General features: G+C 65.6%; 14 protein-coding genes. 10 read left to right on the forward strand and 4 right to left on the reverse strand.

Annotated features, from left to right (window positions below; genetic code table 11):
- Positions 1-124 precede the first annotated feature (124 nt).
- The 5 genes from DWQ67_RS10740 to DWQ67_RS10755 all read left to right on the forward strand — a co-directional run bounded on the left by DWQ67_RS10740 (position 125) and on the right by DWQ67_RS10755 (position 6750).
- A complete protein-coding gene (locus tag DWQ67_RS10740; protein ID WP_121485602.1) occupies positions 125-1330 on the forward strand; it encodes a DNA cytosine methyltransferase in 1206 nt (401 codons plus the stop codon).
- Positions 1327-1938 (forward strand): Eco29kI family restriction endonuclease, encoded by a 612-nt coding sequence (locus tag DWQ67_RS10745; RefSeq protein WP_121485603.1) that lies wholly within the window; start codon positions 1327-1329, stop codon positions 1936-1938. The genes DWQ67_RS10740 and DWQ67_RS10745 overlap by 4 nt, the downstream gene beginning before the upstream one ends.
- Before the next feature lie 1720 nt (positions 1939-3658).
- Entirely contained in the window at positions 3659-4321 is a 663-nt protein-coding gene (locus DWQ67_RS13640) for a hypothetical protein (RefSeq protein ID WP_147433679.1), read from the forward strand.
- Positions 4322-4438: 117 nt separating this feature from the next.
- The gene (locus tag DWQ67_RS14350) at positions 4439-4609 is read left to right on the forward strand and encodes a P-loop NTPase family protein (RefSeq protein WP_407645810.1); all 171 of its coding nucleotides are present in this window, start codon (positions 4439-4441) and stop codon (positions 4607-4609) included.
- A gap of 1688 nt (positions 4610-6297) precedes the next feature.
- Entirely contained in the window at positions 6298-6750 is a 453-nt protein-coding gene (locus tag DWQ67_RS10755) for a hypothetical protein (protein ID WP_121485605.1), read from the forward strand.
- Between the two features lie 157 nt (positions 6751-6907).
- On the opposite strand, the gene DWQ67_RS10760 is transcribed toward DWQ67_RS10755, so the two are convergent.
- Complete coding sequence (locus DWQ67_RS10760) at positions 6908-8176, reverse strand: hypothetical protein (RefSeq protein ID WP_121485606.1); 1269 nt, start codon at positions 8174-8176, stop codon at positions 6908-6910.
- A gap of 306 nt (positions 8177-8482) precedes the next feature.
- Positions 8483-10135, reverse strand: coding sequence for a nuclease-related domain-containing DEAD/DEAH box helicase (locus DWQ67_RS10765; RefSeq protein ID WP_121485607.1), 1653 nt, complete (start codon positions 10133-10135; stop codon positions 8483-8485).
- Positions 10136-10356: 221 nt separating this feature from the next.
- Between DWQ67_RS10765 and DWQ67_RS10770 the strand changes: the two genes are divergently transcribed.
- A complete protein-coding gene (locus tag DWQ67_RS10770; protein WP_121485608.1) occupies positions 10357-11985 on the forward strand; it encodes a serine hydrolase domain-containing protein in 1629 nt (542 codons plus the stop codon).
- A 37-nt stretch (positions 11986-12022) separates the two neighbouring features.
- Here the strand turns inward: DWQ67_RS10770 and DWQ67_RS10775 are convergent, their stop codons facing one another.
- Positions 12023-13120, reverse strand: a complete 1098-nt coding sequence (locus DWQ67_RS10775; RefSeq protein WP_158595435.1) for a LacI family DNA-binding transcriptional regulator — start codon at positions 13118-13120, stop codon at positions 12023-12025.
- A 118-nt stretch (positions 13121-13238) separates the two neighbouring features.
- On the opposite strand from DWQ67_RS10775, the gene DWQ67_RS10780 reads away from it, so the two are divergent.
- Complete coding sequence (locus DWQ67_RS10780) at positions 13239-14438, forward strand: glycoside hydrolase family 1 protein (protein ID WP_121485610.1); 1200 nt, start codon at positions 13239-13241, stop codon at positions 14436-14438.
- Positions 14439-14514: 76 nt separating this feature from the next.
- Complete coding sequence (locus DWQ67_RS10785) at positions 14515-15801, forward strand: MFS transporter (protein ID WP_121485611.1); 1287 nt, start codon at positions 14515-14517, stop codon at positions 15799-15801.
- Between the two features lie 21 nt (positions 15802-15822).
- On the opposite strand, the gene DWQ67_RS10790 is transcribed toward DWQ67_RS10785, so the two are convergent.
- The gene (locus DWQ67_RS10790; RefSeq protein WP_121485612.1) at positions 15823-16359 is read right to left on the reverse strand and encodes a hypothetical protein; all 537 of its coding nucleotides are present in this window, start codon (positions 16357-16359) and stop codon (positions 15823-15825) included.
- A gap of 190 nt (positions 16360-16549) precedes the next feature.
- Between DWQ67_RS10790 and DWQ67_RS10795 the strand changes: the two genes are divergently transcribed.
- Complete coding sequence (locus tag DWQ67_RS10795; protein WP_121485613.1) at positions 16550-19429, forward strand: PD-(D/E)XK nuclease family protein; 2880 nt, start codon at positions 16550-16552, stop codon at positions 19427-19429.
- Positions 19426-22857 carry a UvrD-helicase domain-containing protein gene (locus DWQ67_RS14275; protein WP_121485614.1) on the forward strand — a complete coding sequence of 1144 codons (3432 nt, stop codon included), beginning with the start codon at positions 19426-19428 and terminating at the stop codon, positions 22855-22857. Before DWQ67_RS10795 ends, DWQ67_RS14275 begins: the two co-directional genes overlap by 4 nt.
- Positions 22858-22865 lie beyond the last annotated feature (8 nt).

Raw genomic sequence — 22865 nt, forward strand, 5'->3', positions numbered from 1 at the left:
GGACTGGCAGACCGACGCCTTTTTAGGGCTCTGAGGTGCCTGCACAGATTGCCCGTCAGTGTCCTGACCTGGACTAAGCTGACTCCCATGTTCTTTCCACCGTGCAACAGTCAGGAGACGCGCCATGCCCGTGCGCGGAGTTGAGCTATTTGCAGGCGGCGGTGGGCTACTTCTTGGATCCGCCTTGGCAGGAGTGGAGCATGTCGCGGCCGCCGAGTGGGATCATTGGGCCTCCACCACGATGCGCGAAAATGCTGCGCGAGACTACCCTCTAGTTCGAGGACTTAACGTCATCGAAGGCGACGTGCGGGACATCAACTGGGCCGAGGTTCCTGACGCGCAGAGCGTTGACATTGTCGCGGGTGGGCCTCCATGTCAACCATTCTCCCTCGGCGGAAGTGCTCGCAGTGCCGACGATCCAAGGGATATGTTCCCGGCCACAACGTCGGTGATTGAACAACTCCGACCGCGGGCCTTCGTGGTCGAGAACGTGAAAGGTTTAACACGCAGCTCCTTCTCAGAATACTTTGAATACATCAAGCTTCGCCTCCAACACCCTGAACTCCAGTCACGCGGAAATGAATCGTGGGTCGACCACCACAAACGACTTCAGCGGGAGCACAGCTCAGTTCGTGGCGATCTAAGTTACCGACTTCTCACCAACATTGTGGACGCCGCTGATTATGGAGTCCCGCAGCACAGGCATCGGGTTTTCATGGTGGGTTTTCGTTCCGATGTGGATGCCGACTGGCATTTCCCAAATGCAACACATTCAGCGTCTGCCCTGTTGAGCGAACAGACACAGGGACACTACTGGGATCGCCATGGCGTCCTTGAGAGCGATCAGATCTCTGTTCGCACAGGACAAAAAAATGACGATGGGCTGCTGCCGTGGGTTACGGTGCGTGATGCTCTCCAGGACATGCCATTCCCTGGAAAAACCAAAACGGCACCAGGTTGGTTGGACCACCGTTTCCAGCCAGGCGCTAAAACCTACCCCGGCCATACTGGCTCTCCTCTCGACGAGCCCAGTAAAGCGCTGAAGGCTGGCGTGCATGGTGTACCAGGTGGTGAGAACATGCTACGAAATCCGGATGGCACTGTCCGGTACTATTCCACCCGCGAGGCTGCACGACTTCAGACGTTTCCGGATCGCTATGCACTGCACGGAGCCTGGAGCGAGGCAATGCGCCAGCTTGGTAATGCCGTCCCTGTTAAGCTCGCCGAAACTGTGATGGGAAGCGTGGTCGAGCACCTAGAACTGGACGCGGCGAAGCACGAAGTTGCAGACTCCATCCAGCGGCACCGAGCTACAGAATTGATGATATGACCGATTATTTCGATCCCTTGGACTACGAGAATCTGGGGGCGTCTATCGCTCGGGCGTTGGACGAGCAGCCGGTACAGGACTTGGGGTCCATCCCGCGGTTCGAAGGCGCAGGCGTCTACGCGCTCTATTACACGGGCAATCACGCCGCGTATTCACCATTGGCAGAAGCTAACCGCGAAGTTCCAGGGTCTTGGGCGATCTACATAGGGAAAGCGGAAACGGAAAATGCCAGGAAAGGCGATCCAAGGCAGGCAAGCAAACCGGTTGGGGCGAAGCTGTACGACCGCATCGGCAATCACCGGAAATCGATCCTGCAGGCAACGAATCTCGAAGTGACTGACTTCCAGGTCCGTGCACTCGCTATTTCGCCCACCTGGATCCCTTTAGCTGAGGTTGTGGCGATTCGCATCCACAGGCCTGTATGGAACGTGATTGTCGACGGTCTGGGAAATCATAACCCAGGGAAAGGTCGCGAGAAGGGCGTTCGTCCACGCTGGGATACCGTCCACCCTGGGCGTACATGGGCGCACAAGTTCGAGGAACGAAGAGAAACTGCCGCAGACATCCAACAGGACGCACTGCAGTACCTCCACGCACGATCGCATTAACACACAACAAACGCAAACGGCTGTTTCTGCGCTTGGAGCAAATAGGACCTTCGCCCATTCTAGTTTCTTTGCGGAAAGGACAGGTTGTAGGTTCGACTTGCTTTCAGCTCTTTGGTCAGCAACAGGGCACCAGACCGCTAGTGGATGCACCCTCGAGCGGGTTTCGGTCAGTAGAATGGACATTTTCCGCAGGCGGAACGGCAAATGCGACACTTTACACTGGCACAACTCGACCATACCAATGAATCGCGAAAATTAGTTATGACCGTTTAGCAACCCGCCGAGCGAAGTTTACAACTCCGCCACAACCGGATTTAAGACTTCCACTTCAGGATGCCCAGGCTCCGGAGGAGCACGCCGCCACGCATCGCCAATCTCGGAAACGCAACTTCCTGGCTCGACGCAACTCCTTGTCGGAAACCACCTTCAATCCAGAGATTCGGTGGTCAGTGTGAGCAATAGAATGAGCGTATTGCAAGCCTGCGCGTCACTTATGATGTAGATTAACGCCCCTTAATGAGGGGCAATCCAACTGCAAACGACTATAAACTCCAACTATATTTCCGATTGCTACACCCGACTATAAGAGAAAATGATTCTCTTTGCAAATCTTAAAATCCCGATGCCCGCGCCAGAACAAAACCTTGCCCTTCTGGCCGACAGAATTTTTGCTGTCACCAACGACACATCATCACCTTGACGCTCCCAGCGCATACCCCGGTTATCTAGATCCTCGGGCATTCTGTGCGTCATGGTGTGAGGTCCCCGGCGGCGAGGAGCATGCGTAGTCGGTTGCGGAGGCTGCGGGCGACGCGGGGGCGAACCTCATCGACGGTGGCTGTGCCGGGCTTGAGAAAGCGGAGACCATTCAGCACCGCCACGACATCTCCGAGCTGGTCATCGATCGCGGTGTTGTATCCGGCCAACGGGTCCAACGCCGCGATCTGTACCCCGACACGAATCGCTGGGCCGCGCTCGTCTAGCTAAGTCGCGTAGGCATTCCTGGACCGGTCGAGGAGGAGATCCAGCAGTCTGCGCCGCGTCATTCCGTGCTTGGCGCGGGTAGGGTCCACCATCCCAGTCTGCTCTTTCTGCCCACGCTTGCGGGGGCAGCCGTAGTGCCACATGTGCTCATAGACGCCGAGAGTGGTGACTTGCTTGAAGCGGGACTCCTCATCGGCGCTCGACCAGCGACGGCAACTGATTGACGAACGTCTTCTTCGCGCAGAGTGGCTCATCGCATCGCCAGACACGCGGCCGCCAGTTCGCGCGACCCCGGGTAGCCCCCCGGTACGTCGTGAGGCACGCGGCGGCACCTGCCACGACCGACCGCGATCACCTCCCAGCTCGGGCAGCCCGTCGGCATCAACGGAGTCGAGACCACCATGACCAGCTCCCCTTCACGGCGCTCGACCTCCTCGACATGCACCCCTCGATGCCGAGCAAAAGGTCGCAGCGGGAACACGGGCAAGCCACGGGGCGCGCGTCAACACACCCCGAACTGTGGTGAGACACTTCGAAGTCCTCGGAGTCGATCTGAGAGTTAGCTCTTCTGATCCTCGTAGGCCTCGCCTCCTACACGCCAACCATCACACGGCGCGCTTCACCCCCACCGGAGGCCCAAAGGGCCGGATTGTTGGACTCAAACACGCAGTTCTTCCAGCTGTGTCGAGAAAAGGTAATTCTTTTCAGCGGGCTCCTTGTGTGCTTGACTCACGCTATGAACTCAACGCTTGGCCGCAAGCTCACCGACGGGCTATTGGCTCGCCTTGATTTCGACTACGCGTGCAATAGGGGTCATTCGTTCGGCGAGTATCACTTGCACGGCGTAGTGAACGAGGTCATCTCCGCGAATATCGACCCGAAAATGATGCGCGTCCACGCAAATTTCGCACACAGTGCGATCGCACGGAAAGACCCGGAGCGTGGGCGACACCCCGAGCTCGATTTCTACATCCAAAGCCGCGACGGGACGGCCCCTAGCGTGTGCGCGGAAGTCAAGTGGGCGGGCTCCTCACACGCCAGCGCGAAGCGAGTTTTGCTGGACGTAATTCGATTAGCACTCGTGAAACAGTCAGAACCGTCAACGGAGTGCCTCTTTATCCTTGCCGGCGGGAATGCTGAGTTACGTAAGCTACTTCTTGTACCTCCGTTGGCAACAGAACAACGAGGCAGTCGGGGACTTCTGGAGCGGCCGCGGGCTACCAAGGATCCTCGAAAGCGCTCTTTTCCACTTGTCGCGGCGGGCGTGCCTATTACAATCATCGACAAGGAAGCCCAAGAATTTTTGACCATGCCCAATAAGGTCTCTACAACACTCGTGACGCCAGCAGCTTTTGACACGAAACGCTGGCAGTCCCTGGTGTGGAGAGTCAGCGTCTGACGCTTCTGGCGTCGCTCAGATCAGTCGTGCTACACAAACAAGAGTCGTGCACTTTTATTTGCTAGCCGAGCCCTTCGAATTCGCTTCGCGCACCTCAAATCCCTTTGAGAGCCGCTGGTGTTCGGGACGCTGACCACGTACCGTGCTGCGGACTCAGCAGGGTACCCCGCGAGGTTCAAACTCGTGAACACAGCTAACCGCTGCCCGCGCGCCAAGAAGAGCCGACCTTGCGGGGCAACGCCGTTGTGCGGCGTCGGCATTGAGCGGGGCCCTCAGGCCCGCTCATGACTCGTATGGATCTGCGCATCACCGTCCCAGAGGTCGAGGTGGCGGCGATGGTTCGCACACAAGGAGGGGAGCCCCTGCAGACGTCTGCGCCCGGGTGGAGTCGGCCAGAGCCAGGCAAGCGGAGCGTTAGGCCATACACGGTGGAGGCGGAACGCCCGGATCCATGGGGCTGTGCTGCGTTCCCCGGATCCATGGAGCTGTGCTGCGTTCCCCGGACCTTGGCCGGCGCGGAGAGGCGCGAAGGACCCTGGCGAGCGTGGCCAAGGAGCTGACGCTGACCGGGCGAGGAATTGAACGGGCGCTGCACATCACTTGGACGTCTGAGACCTCCACATCTCCATGCCTGATCATGGCCCGGCGGTCGATTGGGACGAGTACACAGCTCGAACTAGTTGGCCAAGTGCCTATCAACTCTCGCGGGCTCACCAAGGCGGCGTTGAGGATCTGGGTGGTCAGCTACAGTCGCGTGACTCGGACAGCCACCGCGAAGCCGTCCAAAGCGTCACGAGGCGCCGCTGCGCTTCAGCCGGCGAAGGTCTTCCGGTTCGGGGGAGACGCACTGCCACCAAACAGGAGGCCCATTTGCTGGCCCAAGAACCCGACTCCCTGACAGAGGACGCCAAATATTTCGGTGGTGAATCTAGCTCGTGAATCGTTTCCAGATCGCCGCCGATTACCAGGAGGCCCCTGGCGCGCAAAGGTTAAGAAGCTCGATGGAGGCTGCCCGATCGCTGTCGTAGGCCCGATTTGATGCGCCACCCGCCTGGCGAGGGGAATCGCTGAAACTTCCCCCGTTGATTTCCCAGACCGCAGTCCTTTGTGCCCCACGAATTGGGGACCGGGCGAAAGGGGCGCTTTTTCGTACCTCGGATAACGTGGTAGGAGCGCTCGGTTACAACTAGGTCAGCCGTCGGTGTGTCGCACGCATCATACCCGAGCACCACTGGGTGGGAATCCGCTTGCGGCGGCGTAATCTCACGCCCCCATTCGACAAGTCTGAACAGTCCTTTCTATGCCCGACTGCCCCGGGTTTTGCCGCCGCAGAATTGTGCTATAGCTGTTCTAACAAATTATTTACCTTCCATAGATCAACGGTAACCCCCTTTGTAGGACTCCGTAATTCACCTTGCTTGCGGAAAATTGCTTAGCCGCGTAATGGTCGGCCATCGGCGGATCGATCTCGTTCAGAACGCTGTCGAGGGCACTTACAGGTGCGTGTCACAATGGTCAGAGTAGTCCAGCACTCCGATGGCGGCCCCGTTATGGCCACTAAGGACCACGCCGGGTAGCGAGGTCAGGTTTTGGCATGACGCAGTCGACTGAAGCCACCGGAGCCTCGGACGCTAATGCGCGAACACGGTACTTTAGAACAGCACTCAGCCGTCCAAGGCTTCCTAGATCCGCCGACGGGACATCGCAAGCGGTTCCGTCGGGCCACCGACGACAAATCTCGTCGTTGCCAATCGGTGATCGGTGGGGGGCGCCCAATCCCTTCTTAGCGACCGCCTCGGATATTGCGACCGGGAGGCAAAATTCACACATCGCGTGTCCGAAATTAAGGTTCACGCCCCGGCAGGCTACGCGACTACTTCGGTCCTGCGGAAAGTGAGGCAACCTCCTAGTTTTATGCCAGATTCCATGCAAAGATCCGTCTACTTGGTGTTTAGCTTGCCCCTAGGAGGTCGCGCATGCGGTATTGGCTAGTTTCACAGAACACGTCATGGGAACACGAACGCCAGCTTTCAATCCTTTGGTCCCCACGAACCGATGTGAACGGGCACCGCGTCCCGGCTTACGATCGGCTGCAAAAAGCAGAGCCCGGCGACGTGGTTTTCAACTACAGCAAGGGCCATTTCCGAGGTGCCAGCACGGTCATCGCACGCGCTGTGCCCGCCCTTCGGCCGTATGGCGACCCGGAGGACGGGCAAGTCGTCAAACTCGACATGCGCGAGTTCTCATTCCCCATTCCTTACACCGATGTTCCTCGAGAAATGCGGGCACGCATGGTTGGCCACGCTCTTCCTTTCGTGGGTGGCACTGGCCCTAAGTCCGGGCAGATTCGTCAGCAGTACTTTTCCGTTGTTCCGGACGAGCTTGCAGCGTGGTTGCTGGCCCGGTCCAGAACCGACAACGACGCGTAGTGCTCGCTTCGAATTCCGGCACGGGCCCGCGAGCGCTACCCTCACTCGGTTCTGCCCGCGCCTGACCTGGCCACAGTAGGGAGGCCACTCATCCAGCTAGATGAGTGGCCTCCCTCTGCTTACCTACCTAACAAACCTTTCCGCCCCAAGATGCGAACTACCGCACCCGCATCGCCGCGAACGAGTCGCGGCCATCCGACGGCGCGATCGCCGAGTAGGCGACAGCCCCGCCGTTCGTGAAGGCCTGCTGCGGGTTGCCGTTCGCTGTCAGCTTGCGCAACTTACCGGCGTCGAACACTGAGATTTGGCGGTTCGCCACGGCAGAGGGGTTGCCCATCTCCAACCACGGCCACACCACACGGTTGCTACCGATGGTGGGTCGCATGGCCAGGGCCTTGCCCGGGGCGCTGACCCACCAGGCCTTCTTGGCCTTGGTGTCCATAATGATGGTGCCCTTGCCGCCCACGTTGGCTACGGCCACCGTGTGCCCGGAGAGCATCAGCTCCGCCATGCCATCATCCGGGCCGCCGGCGTTGGGCCACGTGCCCGTGTAGCTCACCAGGTTCTTGCCGCCCAGCAGTTTGGCGCCCGTCACGGGGCCGCCGGTCCAGTCCCCGGTCACGTTCTTGTGGGTCACCACGCCCACGCCGCCATCCACGATGGAGGGGTCGCTGGCGCTCTTAGCCTCCAGGCGCACCGCGCCGCCCTTCATGGAGCGCGACACCACCTCGGCCCGCACCGGCTCACCGCCGGACATCACCAGGCGCGTCCAGTACACCCGCCCGCTATGGACCGCGTACGAGCCATTCTGCGTGTCGCCCTGCAGCCACGGCGCATCCTGGCTCACCTTGCCGCCCACAGAGCCCAGGTCAAAGAACTGCGCGCCGCCCTTCTCCGCGCTGTAGCGCACACCGTAGGCGCGGTTGCCCTGAAGCCAGGCATCGTCCACGGTGGGTGTCCACCCGCTATTGAAGAGGTGCAGCTGGCCCTTGGCATCCGCGTAGTGCAACTTGCCGTCCTTCAGCCCCACTCCCCTGCCATCGGAGAGCACGCCCACCATCTGATCCCACTTGGTCCAGGCGACCGTGCGATTGCTGATGTCCGCGCCGGCCACCTCCTTGGCGCCACTGCCGCTCACCACGGTGGCCTTGACCGTAGAACCATCCGCCCAGCGGAACTTGGTGGTCATGGTCTGAGCGGCGCTTGGCGCCACGGCACTCTGCCCGACGACGCGTGCCTGGCTCCACAGTCCCGCATCCGTGGGTGCCTGGCTGGCTTGGGCGGGTGCGGCCAGTCCGATCCCGGCGACCGCCAGCCCTGCCGCAGCCAGGCAGCTTCCCACGACGCCGACGCGGCTGGGGCCTGCGCCCTTGCGAAGGCCTGAGCCGGTGTGAAGTCCTGAGCCACTCTGAAGATGAGCAAACATGATTCCTCCTGAAGCAATCAATGCGAAATTGCCACGCTTCGGTTGGCAGGGAAGTCCACAGTGCGCGTGAGGTCCGTGGGGTTTGCGCCCGTTTCATTCCGGGGCACACCTATGAGTCTGTGCCAGAGCTGTGCGGCCAACAAGGGCCGCTGGGCGCTGCAACCCAAACGAAAAGCGCATCACGAGCGGGTCACTTGAAGCGCCCACTAAAGGGTCGCCGATCCGCCTGCGGGCGCGGGCCGGAGAACTCGAAACACAACGGGCTTGTGACCTACCTGTTGGTAGCCTCACAAACTTATAACACCGTCAGGAAACACTCAGGGTGACTCGTTTGAACACCTCATCGCCACCGATCCGGCGCAGCACCTCCGGCTCCCCCACCACCACCAGCAGGGCCTTGGCCCGGGACAGCCCCACGTACAGCTTCTGCACCGCGCGCTCGTCCTCCGCCGGCCCATCCAGGGCCAGCACCACCACGTCACGCTCCAGACCCTTGAACCCCAGCACGTGCCCATAGAACACGTCGTTGGCGGCGAAGAACTCGTCCCAGTACCCCTCATGTCCCACGGTTTCCACGGTCTCGATCTGCACCTGATGCCGGTGCCCCGTCGAAAGGAGGGCCACCTGTCCAGGCGACCACGCGTCGTCGGACAGAACGCTCTCCACCGCGTCATCCGCGGCGCCAATCACGCTCTCCCCCACCGCGACCGGCACCCACACAATGGGCACTCCCGGGTCCAGGCGGGGGCGCTGCTCCAGCGGCGCCAACGGCGCAAAGCACGCAGCGATGGTGGCGGAATTGCGCAGATTCTCATCCAACGGGAACGGGCTCAGGTCAATGGGCGCACGGCCCCCACGGTCAAAAACCTCTTGATGAGAGTCGGCAAAGGCAAAGAGCGTGCCGTCCGCGCCACCCACCAGCAGCGGCATGAGCCCCTCCCACCAGGCGTTGGCGAAGTCCTGCGCCTCATCCACCACAATGCCCTCAAAGCGGTGTTCCTCCGGCAAGTCCTGCGCCAGCTCGCGCAGTCGGCGCGGCAGAAACTCGTCATAATAGGTGGCCTCCGGGCCCATCTCCGGGGAGTACGGCTCCGCGTTCAGGCTCACGGGCAGGTCGTGAAACAGCCCCACAAACAACGGCCGCTCCTCCTCCGGCCAGGTCCCGACCAGGAGCTGGAAGTGCCGCGCCAGCCCGCGCGAATAACAGACCAGCGCCACCCTCTTGCCCTGCCGCGTCAGCTCGCGCGCCTTCATCAGCGCCAGGTGCGTCTTGCCGGAGCCGGCGCCGCCAACCAACTGTGCGCGGTGCTGGAAGCGCAGCAGCGAGAGCACTCGTTCCTGCTCCCGCGTGAGCTCGTTGCCCTTGTCCGCAATCCGCGCGGCAAGGTCCTGATGATTCAGCACCGCCAGGTGCGTGGCGCGCAAAGCCTTCACCACGCCGTCGCGCTGGGCAGGGGTCAGCACCTGACCGGCGGCATGGGCCTCCTGTTCGACGCCGCGGCGGAGGAACCCTGCCAGGTGCGGCAGGTCGGTGCTGTCCGCGACCAGGTGACGCGGCGCGTCCGGCACGGCCCACTTGGGATCCAGGCGTGTGTAGGGCAGCGCGACCACGTGGGTGAGCTTGCCAATCCCGTAGCTGAGGCGTCCCTTGAGGAAAGTGTTGAGCTCATGCTTGGCCAGGCGCACCTGCTCCACCGGGGACTTCTTGAGCTGCCGGCGGCTCTGATACCACTCGCCGTCGCGGACCTCCACCACCCCGCCCTTGACCTCCACCACGATGGTGCCGACGCCGGGCCAGAGCACCAGGACATCAATCTCCACCTCGTGGCGATTAGCCGTGATGCGCTGGCCACAGATCATGGTGGCCTCCGGCGGGAGCTGCTCCGCGAGGGCGTCCCAGACATCCCGCTCGGCGTCGGAGGCGAAGTCGGGTTCTTGAGGGATGAGGTGTGCGGTCACGGCAGGCTCCTCAGTAACCTTTCGAAGGCCCAAGAGCTCTCGGGTCGAGTGTTATCCGGAGTCTAGAGCAGCGCGCCGACCAATTGCCTTGTTGAGTCCCAAGATTTTTTTGTTCGACCCGCTTGAAATGAATAGCCTCTGAACCCAGGGTTGAACGGAGCCGGAGATTTCATTCGCAGAAAGCAATGTACGCACATACATTTCCGGTCTAGGGTGGCGTCATGACGTTGCTGCCACGGAAGTCCGCACGCTCCCAAGGGGTCCACGAGCAAGGGATCGTCGACTTTCTCGACGCCATTGCGGGGTCAGGAATCGAGCTGCATGGCTTCATGCTCCTGAAGCACGGAGCCGTGGTCGCGCAGACCAGCTGGGCGCCCTATGAGCGCGACGCCCCGCACCTGCTGTACTCGCTGAGCAAGAGCTTCCTCTCCGTCGCGGCCGGCATTGCCGAGTCCGAGGGGCTCCTGAGCATGCAGGACTGCCTGGCGGACCGGCTACCTGAGGCCGCCGACTACGGCGAGGCCACCATCGCGGACGCCCTGCGCATGTCCGTGGGGCACCTCTTTGATCCGGTCCTGGACCCCAGCCAAGACAACACCGACGTGAGCGACGCCGCCCTGCGCCGCATGCTGCGCTCCTACGCCCCGGAGCGGGCACCCGGCGAGGTGTTCACCTACGACCAACTGGCCACCTTCGCCGTCGCCAAGATCATCGAGGACGCCAGCGGCACGTCGCTGATGGAGTACCTGCGCCCGCGCATCCTTGACCCTATCGGCGCCACCGAGGCCCGCTGGTACGGCGGCGAGCAGAACTTCGGCTTCAGCGGCCTCTACCTGCGCACGGAGTCCATCGCCGCCTTTGGCCAGCTGCTCCTCCAGCGCGGCGAATGGCAAGGACGCCAGCTCATCCCCCGCGACTGGCTCGCCGCCGCCACCAGCATCCAGATGCCCAACGACTCCGCACACCGCTTCCCACCCGGGCAGCCCGTGGACTCCTTCAGCGCCGGTGGTTACGGCTACCAATTCTGGATCAACCCCCAGGGCTACCTCGCCGGCGGCGCCTACGGCCAAACCTGCCTGGTGCTGCCCCAGCTGGACGCGGTCGTCGCCATCACCGCGTCCACGGAGGCCGGGCAGAGGGTCCTGGAACACGTCTGGACGCACCTCCTCCCGGCCCTGGCCGGCGGCGGCGAGCGCGAACCCGATCACAGCGACAGCCTCGCTGCCCGCCTGGCGAACCTGAGCGTGCCTGCGCCCATCGCCGGCCTCCCGGAGGCGGCGCGAACCAAGGCGCTGGCCACCCTCGGGATGCTCGCCGCCGCGGTGACGGCGCTGCGGGGCGAGGCCGCGGATGCGCGCTGGCCCCAGATCGCCGCGGGTGCGGCGCAGCGCGCCGAAGAGGCCATGGCCGTTGCTCTGGCCAGCCGAAGCGCCGCCGCGCCGTTGGCTCCGCCTGAACTGCACGACGTCGGGCAGGTAGTTTTTGAGCGAAAGCTGACCGCGTCCGCGGCGCCGGATGTGCGCTTTGGCGCGCTGGGCGCCCTGGACCTGCCGGAGCTCACCCAGGTGCGGCTCCTGGGCTCAGACCTGGAGCTCACCCTGGGCGGTCAGCCCTCCACCCTGCCGGTCGGGAGCAGCGACTGGCGTCGCGGCGAGGTGGGCGGGGACCTGCCCATCCCCTTCGCGACGCGCGGCGGTTGGTCACCGGAGGGGCGCTTTGAGGCGGAGCTGCGCATGGTGGAGACGCCGCATGTGGGCTATCTGTCGCTGGATCCCGGCACCGCGAGCTTCACGTTCACGTGGCGGGAACCCACGCTGATGGGACGGGACCTGAGCGGCTACCGAATCTGAGCGTCCCCGACCCTCGGCCTCAGCTCATCCCCGCCCCTCAGGGGCAGCCGCAGCTGCGCCGCAGCACCAGCGTGACCGGCAGGACCACGCTGCCGGGCACCGCATCGTCCGCCAAGTGTTGCTGTAAGAGTGAGACCGCCTCGCGGCCCAGTTCGTCCATGGGTTGGCGCACCGTGGTCAGCGGCGGCTCCGACACGTGGCCGGCGTCGATCCCGTCAAAGCCGGTCACGGCGACCTGGGTCGGCACCTGGATACCCAGTTCCGCCAAGACGAAGAGGACGCCGAGCGCGGTCTGATCGCTGGAGCAGACGATCGCGTCCGGGAGCGAGGTTGCCAGCGCCGGGGTGCGCGCAAACGCCGCCCGCACAGCCTCGATGGTGAGCGAGCGCGAGCCCGTGCCAACAAACGGCTCCGCCGGGACCGGCAGTCCGCGCTCGCGCAGCGCCCCCTCAAAGCCTCGGAAACGCGCCTCGAATTCGGCGCCCTGAGTGCTTCCCGCGTACCAAAAACTCCTCGCACCGTGATCATCCGCCAGGTGGGTGGTGACCTCGCGTACCCCGCCCTGGTTATCCACGGACACGGAGGACGCGGCGATCCCGTCCGGGACGGGTTGGGAGACCAGGACCACCGGCTTGTGGCGGGAGAGGCGGCGCAGGTGATCGTCTGAAACGGTGGAGGGCAGCACAATCACGCCGTCCCCGCGGCCGGCGATGTCATCCAGATCCACGCCGCGATCCTCGGTGTCCTGCCAGCCCACCACAAGGGGCAGGCGGCGCAGGGTGCACTCGAGCTCCACGCCGCGCAGCACCTCGTCGCTAAAGAGTGGGAACAGGCACGGGGGCCGCCCGGATTCGGTGATGCGCTCCACGGTGCCCGGCTGCCCGTGCACGCTGCGTTCCAGCTCGTCCGGCTCATGCTGACTGAAGGAATAGAGCCCCACCATGCCCGTGCGCCGCTCCGCGAGGCCGCGGGCCGCGCCACTTGGTAGGTAGCCAAGCCGGTCCACGGCCTGGCCAATGCGGGTGCGGGTTGCGGCGCTGAGCTTGCCGGGTGAGCGGAAGTATCGCGACACGGAGGCGGTAGACACCCCTGCCGCCGTGGCGACGTCATAGACAGACGGTTTACCAGAGCTCACTGCCACCAACCTTTTTTAGTTCCTCAAAGACTATCGCGCTACGGCCATGTATGCGCGTACAGTGCAGTCTACGGAAGGCCGCCAGGCTAGACGGCCAAGCGATCGGAGAAGGTGTCTGATGACTGCACAGGACCACGCACTGACGTTCCCGCAAGGGTTCCTCTGGGGCGCCGCCACCTCGGCGCACCAGGTGGAAGGCAACAACGTCAACTCGAATTGGTGGGTGCGTGAGAACGCGGCCCAACCCGACGTGCGGGACCGCAGCGGGGACGCCGCAGATAGCTTCCACCGCTATGAAGAGGACATCGCGTTGTTGGCCTCGCTTGGCCTGACCAGCTACCGCTTCAGCATCGAGTGGTCACGCATCGAGCCGGCGCCCGGCCACTTCTCCCTGGCGATGCGGGAGCACTACGCGCGGATGATCGGCAGCTGCGCCCGCCACGGCCTCACACCGGTGGTGACCCTGCACCACTTCACCAACCCGATCTGGTTCAGCCAGCTGGGCGGGTGGGAAGCGCCCGACGCCGCGTCCCACTTTGAGCGCTACGTCGCCTTCGTTGCCCCCATCCTCCAAGACGTGCCGTGGGTCTGCACCATCAACGAGCCAAACCTGCTGGCTGGCGCCCCGGATGACCCCGCCACCGGCGCCGCGCTCGCCTCGCTGGAGGCGCCCAGCCCCCGGGCCACCGCGAACCTCATCTCCGCCCACGAGGCGGCCCGCCGCGTGCTCCATTCAGACACCTCCGCCCAGACCGGCTGGTCCATCGCCGCCCAGGCCTACCACGCGGCGTCGGGCGCTGAAGAAGAAATGCTCGCCTACCGCTACCCCCGCGAGGACCTGTTCCTCGAGGCGGCGCGCAGCGACGACTTTGTGGGCGTGCAGGCCTATCTGCGCACCTTCATTGGCAAGCAGGGGCCACTGCCGGTCGCCGAGGACGCCGAGACAACCCAGATGGGCTGGGAGTACTTTCCACAGGCCCTGGGCATCGCGGTTCGGCACGCGCACGCCATCACCGGGCGGCCGCTGCTCGTGACGGAGAACGGGATGGCCACGGCGGATGACAACAGGCGCATCGACTACACCTTTGAGGCCCTGACCGCACTGCATGAGGCCATGGCCAGCGGCGCCGACGTGCGCGGCTACCTGCACTGGTCCGCGCTGGATAACTACGAGTGGGGCAGCAACCTGCCCACGTTTGGACTCATCGCCGTGGACCCCGAAACCTTCGCTCGGCAGGCCAAACCCAGCGCACACTGGCTTGGTCAGGTAGCGCGCACCGGCCAGCTGCAGCGACCCCTGAGCGTCAGCACCGTTTGATTTCCCTAGACCACCTTCCGGCAACCCCCCGCCGCAACACCGAACACCGCTTGACCCGACTCAATGAGGAGTTCCCATGACCAACACGGCCGCCCGCGCGGAACAGGCACCCACCCCCCGGGACCACCGCGTTCCCGGCGAGCGGCAAACCAAACTGTTCTGGATCACCTTTGCGCTGTCATGGATTGCCGTTGGCCTGGCGCAGGGAATCGTCAACGTCGCGGTGCCGCAGCTGCTGCGGGAATGGGACCCGGCGACCGCCACGGCAAACCTCAGCGTGCTGCTCACGATCGGCGGGCTGGCGACGCTGCTGGCCACACCGATCTTTGGGCGGCTCAGCGACCGCTCGCGCTCCCGCCTTGGCCTGCGACGCCCATGGATTCTTGCCGGCTCCCTCATCGCCTTCTCCGGCTATCTCTTCTCCGCCTTTGCACCCACCCCCCAGTGGCTGTGGGTCGGGATTGTGCTGAACTACGTGGGGTGGGGCGCCGTGGCGATGGCGCAGCACAGCATGTTTGCCGACCAGATCCACGCCCGGGTCCGCGCCATCATGTCCGCGGTCACCGGCGCCTCCCAGACTGTGGGCATCCTGGTCGGCACCAGCATCACCGGCCTGCTTGGCGGCATGGGACAGGTGGGGATGTTCCTGATTCCGGGATCCATCGCCGTGGTCCTCTCGCTGCTCCTGTTCCTCACGCTGCGCGACCTTCACCGCACTGACACGCCGCCGCGCCTTGACCTGCGCGCCCTCGTGTCCACGTTCTGGCTCAACCCGCGCAAACACCCGGACTTTGCCTGGGCGTGGATCTGCCGCTTCCTCATGACCTCCTCCGTGGTGACCATCACCAGCTACCTGTACCTGACCATCGCGGTGCGGTTCCACATCGAGGACGCGGCGGCGATCGCCGGTCTCATGACGGTCGGAACGGCCCTGTTCACGGTCGCCAACCTGCTCTTCGCGTTCGTCTTTGGCGTCATCTCAGACCGCACCATGCGGCGCAAGCCGAGCATCGTGTTTGGCGCGTTCCTCAGCGCCGCCGGGCTCCTCACCGCCGTGGCGACCCCGGACACGCTGTTCTTCCTCATCGGGATCACGCTGGTGGGCGCCGGCCAGGGCGCGTTCATCTCCGCCGACGTGGCGCTCATGACGGAAACCCTGCCCTCCTTCGATGAGGCAGGCAAAGACCTGGGGATCGTGGCCCTGTCCTACCTCCTGCCGGCCATCCTGGTCCCGGCGCTTGGCTTCATGCTCACGCGCATCGGCTCCCCCACCGGCGAGAACTTCGCGGCACTGTATGTGGCGGCGTTCGTCATGGCGGTGCTCTCCGGGCTATCGGTGCTCAAGGTCAAGTCGGTGCGTTAAGCGTGAGCCCAAGCCGCTGAACTACTCCCCGGCCGTGCTCCCCGCCGGCGCCTCCGCCGCGATCTCGCGCAGCTGCCCCGATTCCAACCGCTCCCAGCGCTGCCCAAAGCTGTCAGTGAAGCGCAACCGGACCACCTTCCACTTCTGGGTGCTCCCGTATGGCCGGGTCCGTTCGCCGTCATCGGCCATGTTCTGGACCGGCTCGCAGAAGTCCCAATCCGTGCGAGTCGTGGAGGAGGAATAGCCCTCCCACTGCACAAAGTGCTGGCCCGGGGGCACCACCTGCGAGTTGAACGGCTCCGACTGCTTGCCGTTCATCGTTGCGAGCAATTCCACGTCAAAGACGGGGGCCTCAGAGGCGTTGTGGATCATCGCTACGTTGCCGCGGTGTTGCTTGGCGGCCAGGGGTGGCAGGTACTTATAGGCAATCCAGCTAGAGAGCTTGGCGGCCTGCTCCGCCTTATGGCGCGCCTCCGCCTCACGCGCCGTTTTGAAGGAAACCCACAGGGACACGACGGACAATATCGCGGCAATGATCCCAACAATCCACTCACCCATGGGTGCGTCCTCCACTCGTTCTGGCTGAATATCTACATGTTTTGTCGCACAGAGCAGGAAGTATCTCAACTGTATGACTGGGTCCGTTCACAGAGCGAGCCGTCGGCCCGTGCCACTAGGCTCAACCCACGGCCACTTCCTTGGGAGCGGGCCGGCGGACCGGACGTGTTTTCGCTCGACGGGAGACCCCATGACCCTGCCCCAGACGCCCCCGGGCGGCACGGAGTCCGGGATGGCCGCCGCCCTGGACCAGGCCGCACAGTTGGTGCAGCGGGCCAAGGAGCGGGACCCGCTGACGCGCGTCACGCTGGTGGCACCGAGTCATTCGAGCGCGCGGGACGCCTACGCGAACGTTGTTCGACGCCTGGCGAAGCGCGGCATGGGCGCGGTGGTGAACCTCCACCTCGCCACCCTTTCTGGGCTGGCGCACGAGTATTTTGTGGGCAGCGGCGCCGCCGCGGGCCGCCAGGAACTCAGCGCCGCTGCACGGCTGGGCGCCGTGCAGCACGTGCTGGAAGCGGACCCCGGCGCGTTCGCGTACGCCAAGGATGAGCCCGTGACCGCGGCCGCGCTGGCCGCGGCGTCCGCGCAGCTGGCCGCCGTCGCCACCCTCCCCGGCACTTCCGAACGGTCCGGGCTCACGAGCCTCACCCGCGGCGTGCTGCGCAGCGAGGACTCGGTCCGGGAGCAGCTGGCGCCGCACTGGCACGGCGCGGAAGAGGCCCTGCGCTACGCCGCCGATCATGCCCAGGACTTCCTCAGCACCCTGGGAATCACGGCCGTCTTGGCCCCGCTCGGCTCCGTTTCCACGGACGAGTTGCATCTTCGCGAGGCGCTGGTCGCGGCCGGAGCCACCGTTATTCAGCCCCAGACCACCACCGTGCTTGAGCGGTCCACGGCGACCGACCCCGGCCTGAGCATCGTCTCCGTGTCAGACCCGGACGATGAAGCACGCCTGGCCACCCGCGCCGTGGTCCGAGCGCTGGATGCCGGCACGCCCGCCCACCGGATCGGCGTGTTCTGGCCCCACCCGGCCCCTTACGCCGAACTGCTTCTGCGCCAGCTCACCGCCGCGCGCATCACCGTCAGCTCCCCCGCCCCGCACCCCCTAGGAGCCGACGCCTTGGTGCGCTCCTTCACCCACCTGGCCGGCCTGAACCCGGAGGAACCGGATGAGCGAGATCTCCTGGACATCCGCGCCCAGGAGTGTCTGTGCTGGGCCGGCCCTGTGGGGCTCCCCTCCAGCCGCGACCTGGAGCGGCACTACGGGGGAAACCCACACAACGCACCCTTCCCGCCCGCCTTCCTGGAACAGCTCGCCACCCTGCTGCGGGCCCTGCGAGCGGCGAACAACTGGCAGGCCGCCTCAGCGGCCGCGCTTGCCCTGTTGGACGCCTGCTTCGCCGAGTCTCCGGCGGACCACCAGGACGCAGGCCTCAATACGGTGCCCCGCGCCGCGGTCCGCGAGGCTCTCGCCGCAACCCTGCGCTCCCTCGCCTCCCTGGACGGCCTGGCCCCCTCCCCCACCATCGACGCGATCGTCGCGTCCATCCAGGACGCCGCGGACGCGCAGCGCCTGAGACTGGGCCAGCTCGGAACGGGTGTGGTGCTGGGTTCCCAGCCAGACGCCGTCGGGCGGGACCTTGACCTGCTCATCCTCCCGGGCCTGGCCGAGGGCGTCTCCCCGGCCCGCGTGCGCGAGGATCCGCTGCTGCCGGACGCGGCCAAGACCGGCGCGTTGGGCGGCGTACTGCCCACGGTGGCGCAGCGCATCCAGGCGCAGGCGGAGGTGTTCCGGGCCGGGCTGAGCTCTGCCCCGCAGGTGCTGATCAGCGTGCCGCGCGGTTCCCTGCGCGGCGGCGGTGAACTGCAGCCGTCCCGGTGGCTGGACGGCGTGGGCCCCGGCCGCGAGGTCACCTCCTGGCGCGCCGGTTTCCTGGGTGGCGCGCCGTGGGATCTCGTGGACCCCGTGACCGGGCAGGAGTGGCGCGTGCGCCGCACCCTTTCCGACCCCACCACCCGGCCGGATGCGCCAGCAGACGACGCCCTCCGGCTGGGCGGCGAGCTGCGGGACGGGCGGCGCGCGGGCCTTTTTGATCGCTTCCACGGCAAGGTGCCCGGCGATCTGGTGCCGGACTTTGAACGTCCGCTCTCCGCGTCCGCGCTGGAGAGTTGGGTGGCCAGCCCGTTCATTTTCTTTGCCGAGCGCCTGCTGGGCGTGCGGCTGCTGGAACACCCCGAGCTGGAGCTGGAAGCGGACGCCGCGATCAAGGGCACCATGGCCCACCAAGCGCTGGAGGAATACATCAAGGAGTTGGCCGCCCACCCGCAGGCCGGCCTGGATGTGCTGCTGCGATACGCCGAGGATGCGTTTGCCGAGCACGGCCAACCACAGTGGATTCCGCGACTCTGGGAGCGGGAAAAGACCGCCCTGCGAGACAAGCTCACCGACTGGTGGGAACGCGAGCACGCGGCCCTGGCTGGGTGGGATCGGCACACCGCAGAGGCGGGGTTTGGCGGCAGCGAGGACACGGCGCCCCCGGTGGAGGTGGCCCTGCCGGACGGCAGCACCGTGGCCCTCTCCGGCAAGGTGGACCGCGTGGATTGGGGTCCCGGCGTGGCTCGGGTGATCGACTACAAGTCGGGGTCGCCGGCCAAATACGCCGGGATCTCGCAAGAGGACCCCACCGCGGGCGGAACCCGCTTCCAGTTGCCCCTCTATGGGCTTTTTGCGCTGGAGGAGGGCAAGCGCCAGGGGCTGGATCTGGATTCCGTGACCGCCGGATACGACTTCTTGGGGCCGGAGGGCAGCGACCCGCAACTGGTCAACATCAACCCAGAGGTGCGGGCCCACTTTGCGCAGGAACTGGGCGCGATCATGGGCGCCATCCGCGCGGGGGTGTTCCCGCCCAAGGTGGACCCACCCGCCGGGTTCGGTCCATCCTGGCCGCGACTCACGGACCTGCTCGGCTCCGCGGGGCAGGCAAGCGAACGGTGGCAAGAGCTGCTGGATGATCCGGACATGGCCAGCTATCGGGGCATTTGGCAGGGCAAGGAGGGCAGCAAATGAACACGCTTTTGGACGCGGAAGACCGCGGGCGCATCGACACCGAGCTGGGGGCCCAGCTCTTTGTTGAGGCAGGGGCGGGCAGCGGCAAAACCACCCACCTGGTGCGCCGCATCATCGCCCTACTGCGCGCCGGCTCCCCCATCGGCTCCATCGCCGCGATCACCTTCACCGAGAAGGCCGCGGCGGAGCTGCGCGAACGCACCCGGGCGGCACTGCTGAGCGCGCCCACCCCGGAGCGGGACGCGGCCGAGGGCCTGGATCCGGCCCTGCGCACGGCCGCCCTGGAGGGGCTCGACGCCGCCCCCATCGGCACCATTCACTCCTTCGCCGCGCGCCTCCTCGGCGAGAATCCCTTGGAGGCGCAGCTGCCGCCGGCCCTGCAATTGCAGGACGAGATGGCCTCACGCGCCGCCTTCCTCACCAGGTGGGAGAGCGTGCGCACGGAGCTCTTCACCAACGGCCCATCGGAGGCCATCGACACGCTGCTGGCCCTGGGCGTGCGCAGCTCCGCGTTGGAGGAGCTCACGCGAGAGCTGGATCAGGACTGGGACCGGGTGCAGCTCTGGCTTCAGACTCGGGGCACTGACCTGCCCGACGGCGCGGGGTCAGGTTCCCTGCCAAACGTCCGGTCCGTGCTGGACCCGTTGGATGAGCTGGCGCCGTTGCTCGTGGTCGCCGCGGACGAGGACAAGTTAGCGGCCGTGATCCGGCCGATGCTCAGCGCCGCAGATTCCCTCCGTGCCGCGATGGATTCCGGCGACCGCCCGCGCGCGCTGGCGGCCCTGAACCAGATCGGCGCCAAGACGGGAACGTTCGGGCGGACCGGCAGCAAGCCCGGCTGGCCGCACGTGGACGTGAAGATCGTCCGGGAACTCACGGTGCAGGCGCGGGACGCCGCGCTGGGAGCCGTCCAGAGCGTCGTGCATCCGGCCATCCTGGAGGTCGCAGCATTCCTGGGCCGCGCGGTGGTGGCCCAGGCCCGCGAGCGTCAACGCCACGGCACGCTGGAGTTTCACGACCTGCTCATCCATGCGCGGGATCTGCTGGTGGGCGGGGTTGGCGACTCGACTGGCGACGCGACCGGCGGCACAGACACGGCCACGCTGCACGTCCGGCTGCGCCAGCGCTACCGGCACCTGCTGCTGGACGAGTTCCAGGACACGGACCCGCTGCAGGCGGAGATCGCGGTGCGGCTGGCCTCGCCCACGCTGGCAGGCCCCGGCGAGTGGAGCGCGCTGCGTCCCGAGCCGGGGCGGTTGTTTATGGTCGGGGACCCCAAACAGTCCATTTATCGCTTCCGCCGCGCGGACATCGCCACGTACCTGACGCAGCAGCGGCTGGCCGGGCCGGCCGCGCAGGTGGAGCTGACCACCAACTTCCGCTCCACCCAGCCGGTGCTGAGCTGGATCAACGGCGTGTTTGGCAGCCTGATCTCCGAGGACGCCTCCCGCCAGCCCGCCTACGTGGGTCTGGACGTGGACCCCGGGCGTCCGGAGTGGGGTCACGGGCCCGCGGTGAGCGTCTTTGGCGACGAGGGGGATGACGCCTTCCACGAGGAAGCCCGGGACGTTGCCGCGCTCATCTTGGAGGCCACCGGGCGCATGCCAGCCCAGCACGGCGGCGGCTTTGAGCCCGCCTGGACCGTGCAGAGTGGTGCGTCCAAGGACCCGGACCGCAGCTACCTAGAGCGCCCGGCCACGCTGGCTGACATCGCGATCCTGCTCCCCACCCGCACCAGCCTCCCGGAACTGCGCCGGGAGCTGGACCGCGCCGGCATCGCGTATTCCCTGGAGTCCTCCTCACTGGTCTACTCGGCGCAGGAGGTCCACGATCTGTTGCTGGCGCTGCGTGCTCTGGCCAATACGTCCGACGCCGCGGCGTTGGTTTTCGCGCTACGCACCCCGCTCTTTGGTTGCGGCGACGACGATCTGCTGCGGTGGAGGAGGGCCCGCGGTTCCTGGAACGTGCACGCCAAGGTGCCGGACGCGCACGAGTCCCTGGAGCAGAGTCCTGTTGCGCTGGCGCTGGCATCGCTGCAGAGCCTGCACAGACGGGTGGCATTCAGTACCCCGGCGCAACTGCTGAGCGGGCTCATCGAGGACCGGCGGATGATGGAGGTTGCCGCGCGCGAGCCACATCCGGAAGACGCGTGGCGGCGCCTGCGCTTTGTGGTGGACCAGGCTGCGGCGTGGTTTGAGGCCACGGGCGGGAGTCTGCGCCAGTACATCGAATGGGCACAAACCCAGGCTGATGAGAACGCACGCGTGGTGGAGGCGGTAGTCCCGGAAACGGGAGCGGACGCCGTGCGCATCACCACCATTCACGCCTCCAAGGGTCGCCAGTTCCCCCTCGTGATCCTCTCCGGTTCCAGTCGGGGCTCGCGAGCGTCCTCCTCGCGATCACTCTGGTCCAGGGAAGACGAACCAGAGTTCAAGCTGGGTTCGGGGCTGAGCACGCGCGGCTTTGACCCCGCCGCCAGTAACGAGACCGCCTTTGACGAGGCAGAAAAGATGCGCCTTCTCTACGTGGCGTGCACGCGCGCAGAGAGCCGGCTGGCCGTGTCGCTGCACCGGAAGAAACACGGCGGCACCACCAACAGCAAACGGTTGGAGGAAGCGGAGGCCACGCGCGCGCTGGCCACTGAGTACGTGCGCCCGGCGCAGGTGCCAACGGGCAAGACGGCCGAGCAGCACCTGCTGGGACCGGTTCCTTCCTGGGACGAGTGGGAGGCGCAGTCGGGCGCCCGTGCCAAGGACTCGCAACAGGTCAGCGTGGTTGCGGTGACGACGCTGGCCAAGGCGGGGGCCGGGGTCGGGGTCGGGGTCGGGGTCGGCGCGGGCGATTCCGCGACGCCGGACCCCGGCTTTGTGGACGAACCCGCGGGCGAACTGCCCTCCTTCCTTGGGGGCGGCAGTTTCCAAGGCAGCTTGGGAGTGCACGGCACCCGAGTCGGGCTGGCGGTGCACCGCAGCTTGGAGTTGCTGGACCTGGGCGCCCACCATCCGGATGAGGCGCGGATCCACGCGGTGGTGGATGACGCCGCGCGTTCCTTTGGTGCTCCAGGGGCCTCCGCGCGCGTCGCCGAGATGGTCCGCTCCGCGCTGGAGAGTGAGCCCGTGCGCCGCGCCGCCCAGCGCGAACGCTGGCTTGAACTGCCCATGGCCCAGGTGGAGCAGGGCGTGGTGCATCAGGGCATTGCCGACCTGATCTATCGGGAGGACGACGGCTCACTCACCGTGGCCGACTTCAAAACTGATGCGGGGATCACGGCAAGCACGCTCGAATCCTATTGGTCTCAGCTCAGCGCCTATGCCGAGCTTTTGCGCGCCGCGACCGGCACGCCAGTCAACGCGCTGGAGCTGATCTTCTGCGCCTCAGCGCCGGCCACCATTCGGCGGCGAGTGCTCACAGAGCGGGCCGGACGATAGCCCAGTGT

It is taken from the genome of Galactobacter caseinivorans, assembly GCF_003640665.1.
Classification (GTDB): Bacteria; Actinomycetota; Actinomycetes; order Actinomycetales; family Micrococcaceae; genus Galactobacter; species Galactobacter caseinivorans.

Coding starts and splice junctions, on each gene's coding strand:
- DWQ67_RS10740 (WP_121485602.1), top strand. CDS start 125: ATGCCCGTGCGCGGAGTTGAGCTATTTGCAGGCGGCGGTGGGCTACTT.
- DWQ67_RS10745 (WP_121485603.1), top strand. CDS start 1,327: ATGACCGATTATTTCGATCCCTTGGACTACGAGAATCTGGGGGCGTCT.
- DWQ67_RS13640 (WP_147433679.1), top strand. CDS start 3,659: ATGAACTCAACGCTTGGCCGCAAGCTCACCGACGGGCTATTGGCTCGC.
- DWQ67_RS10755 (WP_121485605.1), top strand. CDS start 6,298: ATGCGGTATTGGCTAGTTTCACAGAACACGTCATGGGAACACGAACGC.
- DWQ67_RS10760 (WP_121485606.1), bottom strand. CDS start 8,176: ATGTTTGCTCATCTTCAGAGTGGCTCAGGACTTCACACCGGCTCAGGC.
- DWQ67_RS10770 (WP_121485608.1), top strand. CDS start 10,357: ATGACGTTGCTGCCACGGAAGTCCGCACGCTCCCAAGGGGTCCACGAG.
- DWQ67_RS10780 (WP_121485610.1), top strand. CDS start 13,239: ATGACTGCACAGGACCACGCACTGACGTTCCCGCAAGGGTTCCTCTGG.
- DWQ67_RS10785 (WP_121485611.1), top strand. CDS start 14,515: ATGACCAACACGGCCGCCCGCGCGGAACAGGCACCCACCCCCCGGGAC.
- DWQ67_RS10790 (WP_121485612.1), bottom strand. CDS start 16,359: ATGGGTGAGTGGATTGTTGGGATCATTGCCGCGATATTGTCCGTCGTG.
- DWQ67_RS10795 (WP_121485613.1), top strand. CDS start 16,550: ATGACCCTGCCCCAGACGCCCCCGGGCGGCACGGAGTCCGGGATGGCC.
- DWQ67_RS14275 (WP_121485614.1), top strand. CDS start 19,426: ATGAACACGCTTTTGGACGCGGAAGACCGCGGGCGCATCGACACCGAG.